This is a genomic window from Streptomyces sp. NPDC002125, from assembly GCF_053593715.1.
The window spans coordinates 106,014-117,043 of record NZ_JBSFDD010000022.1; the positions used below are offsets into that span (position 1 = coordinate 106,014).

Below are 11,030 nucleotides of genomic sequence, written 5' to 3' on the forward strand. Positions count from 1 at the left end.
TGCACCGCCAGTGGGTTGCATACGTCAGGTGATCCCGCTCCGAGCAACCGCCGCCGCAACCCTCGCCTCTCCCTCGACCCCGACGACCGGCGCCGGAGGGATCACACCGTGGACCCGGTGATCGTCGTCGGCGCCGGGCCGGTCGGCCTGTCGCTGTCGCTCGCCCTGGCCGCCCAGGGTGTTCCCTCCGTCCTGCTCGACGAGGGACCGGGCAAGGAGGAACCCCGTCCCGCGCGCACCGTCGTGCTGCGCGAGGACACCGCCGACCTGATGGAACGCCTGGACTGTCCCGCACTGCGCGACGAGGGCCTGCGCTGGGCCGGCTGGCGCTCGGTCCGCCGCAAGCAGCTGGTACGGGCCGTGCCACTGGGCGAGGAGGAGGGCACCGTACCGCTGCCCTCGCCCGTCCATCTGCCCCAGCACGCGCTCACCCGGGGGCTACGGGCCGCAGTGGCCGCGCAGGACCTGGTCAGCATGGTGCCGTTCAGCAGGGTCGACACCCTGGAGCAGGACGCGCACGGGGTGACGGTGCACACCCGGGAGCCGGGATCGACCTGGTGGCGCGGGAGTTACCTCGTGGGCTGCGACGGCGCCCGGTCCACCGTGCGCAAGCTGCTGGACATCCGGTTCCCCGGCCGTACGGCGGTGGAGCGGCACGCCGTCGCCGCGCTGCGCGCCGAACTTCCTTGGCCCGGCGAGGCCGTGCTCCATCGCGCCCCGCCCTGGCGTACCGGTGGCGCCGAGGTCACCGCGCGACCGCTGCCGGACAGGGTCTGGCGGCTGGACTGGCTCCTTCCCCCGCGCGGCGAGCTGGTCACCCCCGATGCCCTGATCACCCGGATCCGCGACACGCTCGAGGGCTGGTGCGGTGAGACGCCGCCCTACGAACTGCTGGACACCGGCGTCTACACGCTCCACCACCGGCTGGCCAGGAGGTGGCGGTCGAAGCGTGCCTTCCTGGCGGGGGACGCCGCCCATCTGCTGGGCGCGCTCGGCACCCAGGGCGTGGACGAGGGGCTGCGGGACGCCGAGAACCTGGCCTGGAAGCTGGCGCAGGCCTGGCACCAGGGAGCCTCCGAACTGCTGCTCGACAGCTACCAGGCCGAGCGCAGGGCGGCGGTCGCGTCCAGGCTCCGCGCGGCCGACCAGTCGTTGCCGATACTGCGGGGCGGCGGGGGCCTGAGGACGCTGATGCCCGGGAGCACACGGGGGCACGACACGCTGCTGGCCGACGGGCATCTGGGATGCGGGCCGCTGGGCGCACCCCCGTCGTACACGCACTCCCCCCTTTCGCCTCAAAGCGCCGATGGACATGCCTCGGTGGGGACGGCGCCAGGTGCGCCGGTCGCCGATGTGCGGGTGACGGCGCCCGACGGGACGGCCGTACGCCTGCGTGAGCGGCTGGGCCGGGGGCCCCTGCTGGTGATTCTGGTCGCACCCGGGACCGGGGTGTGGGACCGGCGGCACTGGCTGACCGCGGGTGTCATGCCCCGGCTCGTCGAAGCCGTGGACGCCCTCCCCGTGAAGGCCGAACTCCTGGTGACCGAGAGCTATCCGGGCGCCACGGCCCACACGGTCCTGCTGGTCAGGCCGGACGGGCATCTCGTGGCGGCCTTCAACGGGGTGCGCCCCGCGGAGCTCTTCGCGGCGGCCGACGCGGCGCGCGGCGGTGGCACGGACACGGCGCGCGGGGACGGGGCGCGTACCACCGCGAGCTCCGACAGGACCGCGGACGTCAATTGACCGCCGCAGGCGCACATGGTGTACTCCAGATCATGACCGACACCGATGTGCGCCTGTGGCGGAGGGTCCATATGGACCTCGTCCGCTATGCGGGCTGCGTGTGTCGCCCGTCCTGCTGACTCGCTTCCTTCGGCACGCCGCGCTGTCTTCCGCGCGCGCTTGTGCTTCCACGCGAACTTCTCAGGACGGTCCCTGTGTCTGCACCCTCCCCTTCCCTGCCCACGCCCGCGTCCCCTTCGGCATCCGCGTCCCCGTCGGCATCCGCATCCGCCGACGGCACCGGCCCTGCGGCCACGACCGCCGTGGATACCGCCTCGGCTGCCGCGAGCCCTCTCGACACCGCCTCTGCCGCTGCGACGGCCGGCCGAGCGGGCGCCGTCGCTCCGGCGACCGAGAGCACGGGCGGCCCCGCGCCGACCGTCGCCGAACTGCTCGATTTCGTCCGGCGGACCGCGGAGGACGCCGAGCTCGTCGCCTCTCTCCCGCTCGACCCGGAGGGGCGCACCTGGCTGCGGCTCGAAGGTCCCGGCGGCAGCGAGGCGTGGCTGATCAGCTGGCCGCCCGGCACGGGCACCGGCTGGCACGACCACGCCGAGTCGACGGGCGCGTTCACCGTCGCCACCGGCGCCCTCAGGGAACACTCGCTGGCCGCCCGGCTTCCCACCGACGGCTGGAAGACCCTCGAACTGAGCGAGGGCGTCGACCGGACCCGTCAGCTGGCGACCGGCCAGGGCAGGGCCTTCGGCCAGCACCATGTGCACGAGGTGCTGAACGAGTCCGAGCACGACCACGCCGTCTCGGTGCACGCGTACTATCCGCCGCTGCCGCAGATCCGCAGGTACAGCCGCACGGGTGCGGTGCTGCGCCTCGAGCAGACCGAGCGTCCGGAGGACTGGCAGTGAGCGGCGAGGACCGGAACCGCCCCGAGCCGGTGGGCATCGACGAACTGCTCGACCGGGTCCGGGAGGGCTACGAGCGGATCGGTCCCGAGGAGGCGGCCGCAGAGGCCGCCGAGGGAGCGCTGCTGGTCGACATCCGCTACGCGGCGCTGCGCGAGAAGGACGGCCTGATCCCCGGGGCGCTGGTCGTGGAGCGCAACGAGCTGGAATGGCGGCTCGACCCTCGCGGCAGCCACCGCGCCCCGCAGGCGGTCGGCCACGATCTGCGGGTCGTGGTGATCTGCAACGAGGGTTACGCGTCGAGCCTCGCGGTCGCCTCCCTGCACCAGCTGGGACTGCACCGGGCCACGGATCTGACCGGCGGCTTCCAGGCATGGCGGACGGCCGGACTCCCGGTCGCCCTCTGACGGGGAGCACGCGGCTTCCCCGTCGCCCTCTGGCAGAGGGGCCCACGGCTCCCCCGTCGCTCGCTGACGGGGAGCACACGACTTCCCCGTCACTTTCTGTCAGAGCGCACACGGCTTCCACGCGTCAGGCCGGCAGCCGCTGGGCCGCCGGCCTGACGCAGCCGGCCACCGGCGGGTCCGCAGCCGGCGTCCCGTTGTCCGGCCTCCCCACCACCGCCGCCCCTTCCGTCGGCGGTGCGGTGGTGACCGGCCCCGAATGCGCCCCCGACCCACCCGAACGCTGCTCCCCGGTGGAGCAATCGCCTCGCGCGACGGACATTCGCCTCATCACTGAGGACCGGAATGTACGGAGATGTCGCGCCGATGGATACCGCTCAGCTCACCCCGGACCAGCTCGACGCGCAAGCCTCCCGGCTGCACGCGACGGACGCCTGGCAACGCATCGTCACTGGCTGGGACCACACCGTCGAGGAGCCCGCCCACCCGCCCGCCGTACCGGACGGCGGGGAATCGCCGCCTGTACCCGGCGGTGATGTATCGCCGTGCCTACCGGACGGCGAGGCACCATCGCCCGTACCGGACGGTGAAGCGCGGCCCGCGGCCCCTGCCGACTGGCGGAATCTGCTCTCCATGCCCGTCGACCGGCTCATCGACGAGTCCTTGCGGACGCTGCCCGCGCCGCCGCCCCCTGAGCGTCCGCTCCCCGGGCGGCTCGGCGCCGTACTGCCCGAGCGTCTGCATGCGTGGCGCCGGATCGGGCAGCCCGATGTGCGCCCTTCCACTCATCTCGGCCATGCGCGGCGCATCCTGACCGAGTGGGGCTGGCAGAACACCCCGTACCGTCTGCGCAACGCGCGAGGTGCGCGCTGCCTCTGCGGGGCCATGCTGACTGCGCACCGGCTCGGTTACGGCTCGCTGGAGACCGTGGACCGGGCAGGTGCCTGGCTCATCACCGAGCTGCGCTCCCAGGGCTGGACCGGACTGATCGGCCCCTGGAACCGGGAGCCCGGCCGCACCGCGGCAGATGCCCTGGCCCTGATCGACGCCACGATCACGCGGGCGTCCCTGGCCGGGCACTGAGCCCGGACCGTCCGCCGGCGGTGGCCCCCTCCACCACCGCCGCCGCGCGGCCGTTCACATGCCCGTCCCGCTCCGGTCCTCTCGCGCTCCGTCCCCCGTGCCCTGTCCCTGTCCCCCGTCCCCCGTTCAGAACGGCTCGTCCAGCCCTTCCGTGTCCTCCCCCTCCGCCTCGAGCGCTTGGCGCACCACGCGCAGAGCCATGCCCTCCCCGTATCCCTTGCGGGCGAGCATTCCGGCGAGCCGGCGCAGGCGCTTGTCGCGGTCCAGCCCCCGGGTGGAGCGGAGCTTTCGCGCTACGAGCTCCCTGGCGGTCTCCTCCTCCTGCTCGGGATCGAGCTGCCCGACCGCTTCGTCGATCACAGTCGGATCGACGCCCTTGGTACGCAGCTCCCGCACGAGGGCGCGTCGGGCGAGCCCTCTGCCGTGGTGCCGGGACTCGACCCAGGCGTCCGCGAACGCCGCGTCGTCGATCAGGCCCACGTCCTCGAACCGGGACAGCACTTCCTCGGCCGCCTTGTCGGGGATCTCCCGCTTGCGCAGAGCGTCCGCCAGCTGCTTTCGCGTCCGCGGGGTCCCGGTCAGCAGTCGCAGACAGATGTTCCGCGCCTGCTCGACCGGGTCTCGCGGTTCCCCCTTCTCGGCCCTCGACGAGGAGGGGGAACCGCTGCTCCTGGAACGGGAGCGGGAACGACGGCCCGCTCCCTCGCCGAACCCGGCCCCCCGACCGGGCTCAGGCTGATCCTCGGAGATCTCTGCGGCGAACTGGGGGCCGGGGTCCGCACCGGTGTCGGCGCCCGGCCACTCCGTGCGACGCGTCACGGCCTAGCTCTTGGCCGCTGCGGCCTTGGCGGTCTTGGCCTTGGTCGCCGGAGCGGGCACCGACTTCGCAGCACCGTCGGCCGAGGCCCCCGCGGTGGCCGCCGCATCCGCCGCGGGCTCCGCCGCCGCGTCCTCCGGACGGACTCCCACACCGAGCTTGTCCAGGATCTTCTTCTCGATCTCGTTGGCGAGGTCGGGATTGTCCTTGAGGAAGTTGCGGGAGTTCTCCTTGCCCTGGCCGAGCTGGTCACCCTCGTAGGTGTACCAGGCACCGGCCTTGCGGACGAAGCCGTGCTCGACTCCCATGTCGATCAGGCCGCCCTCGCGGCTGATGCCCTGGCCGTAGAGGATGTCGAACTCGGCCTGCTTGAACGGCGGCGCGACCTTGTTCTTGACGACCTTGACGCGCGTGCGGTTACCCACGGCGTCGGTGCCGTCCTTGAGCGTCTCGATCCGGCGGATGTCCAGACGCACCGAGGCGTAGAACTTCAGCGCCCGGCCACCGGTCGTGGTCTCCGGGGAGCCGAACATCACACCGATCTTCTCGCGCAGCTGGTTGATGAAGATCGCGGTGGTCTTGGACTGGTTGAGCGCGCTGGTGATCTTACGGAGCGCCTGGCTCATCAGGCGGGCCTGCAGACCCACGTGCGAGTCGCCCATCTCACCCTCGATCTCCGCACGGGGCACCAGGGCCGCGACGGAGTCGATGACGATCAGGTCCAGGGCGCCGGAGCGGACCAGCATGTCCACGATCTCCAGCGCCTGCTCGCCGTTGTCGGGCTGCGAGAGGATGAGGCTGTCGATGTCGACGCCGAGCTTCTTCGCGTACTCCGGGTCGAGAGCGTGCTCCGCGTCGATGAACGCCACCGAGCCGCCGAGCTTCTGCGCGTTCGCCACGGCGTGCAGCGTCAGCGTCGTCTTACCGGAGGACTCCGGTCCGTACACCTCCACCACTCGGCCGCGCGGGAGGCCGCCGACGCCGAGCGCGACGTCGAGCGCGGTGGACCCGGTGGGGATCACCTCGATCGGCTCGTTCGGCCGCTCACCGAGGCGCATCACCGCGCCCTTGCCGAATTGCCGTTCAATCTGTGCGAGTGCGGCGTCCAGCGCCTTCTCGCGGTCGGTTCCTGCCATGGGTTCCACCCGATTTGCTTGAGTCGATCGCTTCACGTCACAGACGCTAACCCCTGCCACTGACAATGGGCCTCGACGTCCTCCCGGCCTGTGGACAACTCCACGGTCGGGCCCGGGAAAACCCGGCCGGAATTCCATGAGAATGGATGTTCGATTTTAGTGTCAAGCGCGCCACGCCGGGCCGACACAGCCGAGAGTAGCGGCTTATAGCAGTCGGAAGCGATCAAGTCAATGAAACGGCGGGGATCACCACCCGCCGCCGTCCGCCTCAGCTCCGGCGCCTGTCGTTCACCGCGCGGCGGATCCTCGTCAGCACCGGCTCGCCCCGGCGCCAGCGGCGGTGGCCGCCCTGCACCCTCGGGTCGTCCGTCACGGCGTAACGCTTCACGTACGCGCCCAGGAACGCCTGGAGCGTCGCCACGGCCGGAATGGCGATCAGCGCACCGACGGCGCCCATCAGCGCGGTGCCCGCGACCACCGATCCGAAGGCGACGGCCGGGTGGATGTCGACCGTCTTGGACGTGAGTTTCGGCTGCACCACATAGTTCTCGAACTGCTGGTAGACCACGACGAAGCCGAGCACCCACAGGGCGTACCAGGGGTCGACGGTGAAGGCGATCAGCATGGGCAGCGCACCGGCCAGATAGGTGCCGATCGTGGGGATGAACTGCGAGACGAGACCGACCCAGACCGCGAGCGCCGGTGCGTAGGGCACACCGAGGACCAACAGCAGGATGTAGTGCGCGACGCCGGAGATCAGCGCCATCAGCCCGCGCGAGTAGATGTAGCCACCGGTCTTGTCGACCGCGATCTCCCAGGCGCGCAGTACCTCGGCCTGCCGGGCGGGCGGCAGCACGGAGCACAGCGCGCGTCGCAGCCGGGGGCCGTCGGCGGCGAAGTAGAACGAGAACAGGAAGATCGTGAGCAGCCGGAACAGCCCGCCGAGCACGGTCGTGGAGACGTCGAGCACTCCGGTCGCGCTGTTCTGCACGTACTTCTGGAGCCAGTCGGAGTGCAGCAGGCTGTCCTGCACCTCGACCCTGGAGAGCTCGGTGCGGAAGGTCTGGTTGACCCAGTTGATCACCGAGTCGAGGTACTTGGGGAACTCCTCGACCATGTCGACGATCTGGCCCGCGAGCATCGAGCCGAGCAGGACGACGAAGCCGACCCCGGCGATCAGAACGGCGAGGAAGACCAGGAAGGTGGCGAAGCCCCGTCGCATCCCGCGGCCTGCCATGCGGCTGACGGCGGGCTCGATCGCCAGCGCCAGGAAGAAGGCGATGAGGATGTTGGTCAGCAGCCCGATGAGCTGGTCGAAGGCCCAGCTGCCGAGCTGGAAGCACGCGTAGAGCGCGAGGGTCATGACCACGGCGCGGGGCAGCCAGCCGGGCATGCGGACGGGACCGTTGCCGGGCGGCGGATTGGGTGGAGCGGCCGGCGGGACGGGCGGTGAGGCGGGCGGCTGGGTCTGGGCGGTCTCGTCTGTCGGTGCCACGGGACAAGTCTCGCTCACCGCTGCGACGGCCCAGCACCCACGGGCGCCGCCGACTTCACGGGACTACTCCGCGCGGCCCCGGCGGGCGCACGTGGCCGCGCTCGCCGACGCCCGTTGCGGCGCCCCCACCGCGCTTCGCGGCACCCGTCACAGCACGCCGCAGCCCATGCCGACGCACGTCGCAGCCGACAGACGCCGCCCATGCCGGCGCACGTCGCAACCCCTGCCGTAATCGGCTCAGTCGCTCGTCGGCGCCCGGCTCAGCGCTTGTCCGAGGGCACTCCGACCGCCGTGCAGACCCCGCGCCACACGTCCTTGGCCTCCCAGCCCGCGGCCAGGGCCTCGTGGACCGTACGGCCGCCGAGTTCGGCCATGACGTGGTCGCGCGCGAAGGAGTCGGCGTACGCCTCGCCGAAGTGATCCGCCATCCGTTCCCAGAAAATCGTCAACCGCATGCCCTCAGTATCCCGCTCCTGAGAGTGCAGCCGGGCCGGGAGGGCCTGCGGGCGGCTCTTTCCCCTCTACGGTCGGTCCATGGCTGGAACCGGAGCACATCCCCTCGCCCGCGCCGAGCAGTTCATCTGGCTCACCGCACGCGTCCTCGAACAGCGGCGGTTCGCCCATCTCTTCCTGGAAGGGGGCGCGGACCCCGTCGAGACCGCGCTCGCCGCCTATCTGAACGACGACGGCGGCTACGGCCACGCACTCGAACCCGATGTCCGGGGCCCCGTCAGCCAGCCGCTGCACACCGCTCACGCGCTGAGCGTCCTCGACTCGATCGGACGGTGCGGCGGTCTGCGCGTGGAGCGGATCTGCCGCTATCTCACCGATGTGTCGACCAGGGAAGGCGCTCTGCCCGCGCTCCACCCCTCGCAGCGCGGCTACCCCGCCGCGCCCTTCATCCCCGTCGTCGACGACCCGCCGGCGGAGCTGCTGGCGACGGGTCCGGTCGTCGGGGTGCTGCACCGCAATCAGGTCTGGCACGCCTGGCTGTTCCGGGCCACCGACTTCTGCTGGGCCGCGGTCGACTCACTGACGCAGTCCCATCCGTACGAGATCGAGGCGGCCGTCGCCTTCCTGGACGGTGTCCCGGACCGGGCGCGTGCCGAAGCCGCCGCCGACCGGCTGGGGCAACTGGTCCGTGAGCAGCGGCTGGTGGTGCTGGACCCGCGGCACCGCGCGGACTGTCCGGTGGCCCCCGGTTACGCCCCCGGGGAACACCACTTCGCCTACGACTACGCCCGGGACCCCGGGTCCCTCGCCCGCCGCTGGTTCAGCGAGGGCGAGATGGAACGCTCCCTGGATCATCTGGCCGCCGGGCAGCAGGAGGACGGCGGCTGGCCGGTCAACTGGCGTCAGTGGGCTCCCGGAACGGCCCTGGAGGGCCGTCCCATCGTGACGCTGCGGGCTCTGAGGACGCTGCGGGCGTACGGGCGCGACCTCGGCCGGGCCGGGGCGGCGGACTGATCCGTCCGGCTTCAGAGCAGGGCGCGGACCACTGCGGTGACCACGACGGCGGCACCGACCACGACCAGGAACGGGGCCCGCAGGACGAGGGCGACGGCCGCCGCCCCGAGTCCGGCCGCCCTCGCGTCGAGCATCAGCTGCTGCCCGTCGCCGAAGGTCTGCTGCGCGGTGAGGGCCGCGAGCAGCGCCACCGGCAGGAGCGCCGCGAGCCGTTGCACCAGGGGGCGTTCCAGCACTCCGGCGGGGACCAGCAGCCCGAGGAGCTTCGCGAGGTAGCAGCCGGCCGCGGTGAGCCCGATGGCGATCCAGATGTTCATCGGCCCTCCCGGGCCGTCACAGTGGCTTCGGTCGCGATGCCGTCGGGGCCCTTGCCGCGCCCCTTGTCCCAGCCCTTCAGGAAGAGGACGAGGGGAGCGGCGAGCGCGGACACGAGTACGGGCACGCCCGCCGGCAGCACCGGCAGGAGGCCCAGCGCCAGCAGGACGGCGAGCCCCGCCGTGACGCGCTCCGTGGTGCTCTTCAGCATCGGTGCGAGCAGGGCGAGGAACACCGCGGGGCTCGCCGCGTCCAGACCCCAGGCGTCGGTGTCGCCGAGTGCCTCCGCGCCGAGCGCGCCCACCAGTGTGGTCAGGTTCCACAGGACGTAGAGGGTGAGCCCGGTGACGGTGAACCCGATGCGGGCCGCGCGCCGGGTGGGCTGGGGCAGGGTGACGGCGGTCGTCTCGTCGATGACCCACTGGGCGGCCAGGGGGCGCAGCGCCCGCGGCAGGGCGAGGAGCTGCGAGAGCCGCAGCCCGTAGAAGGCGTTGCGGACGCCCAGGAAGAATGCCCCGGCCGCCGCCGTGTAGGGGTTGCCGCCGGCCGCGAGCGCCCCCACCAGGGCGAACTGGGAGGCGCCGGTGAAGACGAGGAGGCTGAGCGCGCAGGTCTGGAGGAGGGTCAGTCCGGAGCCCGCCGAGGTCACGCCGAAGGCGAAGCCGGAGAGACCCACGGCTATGCCCACGCCGAGTGCGTCCCGGACCACCGCGGCGTCCGGCTTCTCCGGTCCCGCGACCGGCGCGCCGGGGGCGCCGGTGTTCTGAGGGGGTGCTGTCTGTTCTGCCACGCCCGGAACGCTACGGGGAGAGATCCGTGCCGGTCTTGTACGTTCTTGCACGCTCGCGCTGGTAGGCGCCCGGAGGCACTCCGACGATCCGGGTGAAGTGACGGTTGAGATGGGGCTGGTCGGTGAAGCCGACAGCGGCGGCGGCCTCGGCCGGTGCGGTCCCGGCGTCGAGCATGCGCCGGGCGCGGCGCACCCGGGCGTCGGTGAGCCAGGTGTGCGGGGGCATGCCGTACTGCTTCTTGAAGGCCCGCAGGAGCGCGAACGGGCTGGTTCCCAGCTCTGCGGCGAGCGCCACCAGGGTGGGCGGGTTCTCCATCCGCGCCTCGAGAGCGGCGCGCGCCTCCGCCGCGTCGCGGGCCCCGGCGGCGTGTGGCGCCCTGGTCGGCAGCACGCTGCCGTGCAGGTCGAGCAGTCGCACGACCATCACCCGCAGGAGGCTGTCGGCGGCCAGGGCGTTGCCCTCCTCGGCAGCCCGGTGGACCTCGGTGATCAGCCGGGAAGCGTGGGGGTCGCGCACGATGGTCTCGTCGAAGCCGACCGTGCCGCGCAGACTCGTCACTTCGGCCGCGATGTCGTTGACCACCTGGGCGGACGGGTAGAGCGTGGCGTACACCCACCCGTCGGGCACTCCGGCGCGGGCGGTGTGCGGCACCTCCGGGTTGATCATGACGACCGTGCCGGGTCCCGCGTGCACGGTGCCGCCGGGGAGGCCGACGTCCTCGACCCCGCTGGTGACCGAGCCGAAGACATAGCCCTCGTGGCTGTGCCGGGGAAAGGTGTGGCGGACGTAGCGGGCACGGAGCAGATCGAGGTCGGGCAGTTCCGCGTACTGCCAGTGCCTCGCCCATTCCCGCGTCCCGCCGGCTGCCATGTCCGGCATT

The 11,030-nt window shown here is 72.1% G+C and carries 13 protein-coding genes; 6 read left to right on the forward strand and 7 right to left on the reverse strand.

Annotated elements, in window-relative coordinates; translation table 11 throughout:
• Positions 1–108 precede the first annotated feature (108 nt).
• The 5 genes from ACWCQM_RS30005 (at position 109) to ACWCQM_RS30025 (ending at position 4,129) form a co-directional block, all read left to right on the forward strand.
• Positions 109–1,743: an FAD-dependent monooxygenase gene (locus ACWCQM_RS30005; RefSeq protein ID WP_450918223.1), complete on the forward strand. Its 1,635-nt coding sequence runs from the start codon at positions 109–111 to the stop codon at positions 1,741–1,743.
• Between the two features lie 32 nt (positions 1,744–1,775).
• Positions 1,776–1,862, forward strand: coding sequence for a putative leader peptide (locus tag ACWCQM_RS30010; RefSeq protein WP_311605579.1), 87 nt, complete (start codon positions 1,776–1,778; stop codon positions 1,860–1,862).
• Between the two features lie 75 nt (positions 1,863–1,937).
• On the forward strand, positions 1,938–2,645 hold the full coding sequence (locus ACWCQM_RS30015) for a cysteine dioxygenase (protein WP_450918224.1): 708 nt from the start codon (positions 1,938–1,940) through the stop codon (positions 2,643–2,645).
• Positions 2,642–3,049 carry a rhodanese-like domain-containing protein gene (locus ACWCQM_RS30020; RefSeq protein ID WP_450918225.1) on the forward strand — a complete coding sequence of 136 codons (408 nt, stop codon included), beginning with the start codon at positions 2,642–2,644 and terminating at the stop codon, positions 3,047–3,049. Before ACWCQM_RS30015 ends, ACWCQM_RS30020 begins: the two co-directional genes overlap by 4 nt.
• A gap of 363 nt (positions 3,050–3,412) precedes the next feature.
• Positions 3,413–4,129: a DUF6197 family protein gene (locus ACWCQM_RS30025; protein WP_450918226.1), complete on the forward strand. Its 717-nt coding sequence runs from the start codon at positions 3,413–3,415 to the stop codon at positions 4,127–4,129.
• Between the two features lie 126 nt (positions 4,130–4,255).
• Here ACWCQM_RS30025 and recX read toward each other — a convergent pair whose 3' ends face one another.
• The 4 genes from recX to ACWCQM_RS30045 form a co-directional block, all read right to left on the reverse strand.
• Positions 4,256–4,948 carry a recombination regulator RecX gene (gene recX / locus ACWCQM_RS30030; protein WP_450918227.1) on the reverse strand — a complete coding sequence of 231 codons (693 nt, stop codon included), beginning with the start codon at positions 4,946–4,948 and terminating at the stop codon, positions 4,256–4,258.
• A 3-nt stretch (positions 4,949–4,951) separates the two neighbouring features.
• Positions 4,952–6,082: a recombinase RecA gene (gene recA / locus ACWCQM_RS30035; RefSeq protein ID WP_450918228.1), complete on the reverse strand. Its 1,131-nt coding sequence runs from the start codon at positions 6,080–6,082 to the stop codon at positions 4,952–4,954.
• Between the two features lie 268 nt (positions 6,083–6,350).
• The gene (locus tag ACWCQM_RS30040; protein WP_450918250.1) at positions 6,351–7,475 is read right to left on the reverse strand and encodes an AI-2E family transporter; all 1,125 of its coding nucleotides are present in this window, start codon (positions 7,473–7,475) and stop codon (positions 6,351–6,353) included.
• A gap of 362 nt (positions 7,476–7,837) precedes the next feature.
• Positions 7,838–8,032 carry a DUF3046 domain-containing protein gene (locus ACWCQM_RS30045; RefSeq protein ID WP_450918229.1) on the reverse strand — a complete coding sequence of 65 codons (195 nt, stop codon included), beginning with the start codon at positions 8,030–8,032 and terminating at the stop codon, positions 7,838–7,840.
• 79 nt (positions 8,033–8,111) lie between these two features.
• On the opposite strand from ACWCQM_RS30045, the gene ACWCQM_RS30050 reads away from it, so the two are divergent.
• Positions 8,112–9,044: a hypothetical protein gene (locus tag ACWCQM_RS30050; protein WP_450918230.1), complete on the forward strand. Its 933-nt coding sequence runs from the start codon at positions 8,112–8,114 to the stop codon at positions 9,042–9,044.
• A gap of 11 nt (positions 9,045–9,055) precedes the next feature.
• Here ACWCQM_RS30050 and ACWCQM_RS30055 read toward each other — a convergent pair whose 3' ends face one another.
• Genes ACWCQM_RS30055 through ACWCQM_RS30065 form a run of 3 tightly spaced genes read right to left on the reverse strand, consistent with a single transcriptional unit; the run spans position 9,056 to position 11,020 of the window.
• Positions 9,056–9,361 (reverse strand): AzlD domain-containing protein, encoded by a 306-nt coding sequence (locus ACWCQM_RS30055; protein WP_450918231.1) that lies wholly within the window; start codon positions 9,359–9,361, stop codon positions 9,056–9,058.
• Positions 9,358–10,149 carry an AzlC family ABC transporter permease gene (locus tag ACWCQM_RS30060; RefSeq protein WP_450918232.1) on the reverse strand — a complete coding sequence of 264 codons (792 nt, stop codon included), beginning with the start codon at positions 10,147–10,149 and terminating at the stop codon, positions 9,358–9,360. The genes ACWCQM_RS30055 and ACWCQM_RS30060 overlap by 4 nt, the downstream gene beginning before the upstream one ends.
• A 10-nt stretch (positions 10,150–10,159) precedes the next feature.
• The gene (locus ACWCQM_RS30065; RefSeq protein ID WP_450918233.1) at positions 10,160–11,020 is read right to left on the reverse strand and encodes an AraC family transcriptional regulator; all 861 of its coding nucleotides are present in this window, start codon (positions 11,018–11,020) and stop codon (positions 10,160–10,162) included.
• Positions 11,021–11,030: the final 10 nt, after the last annotated feature.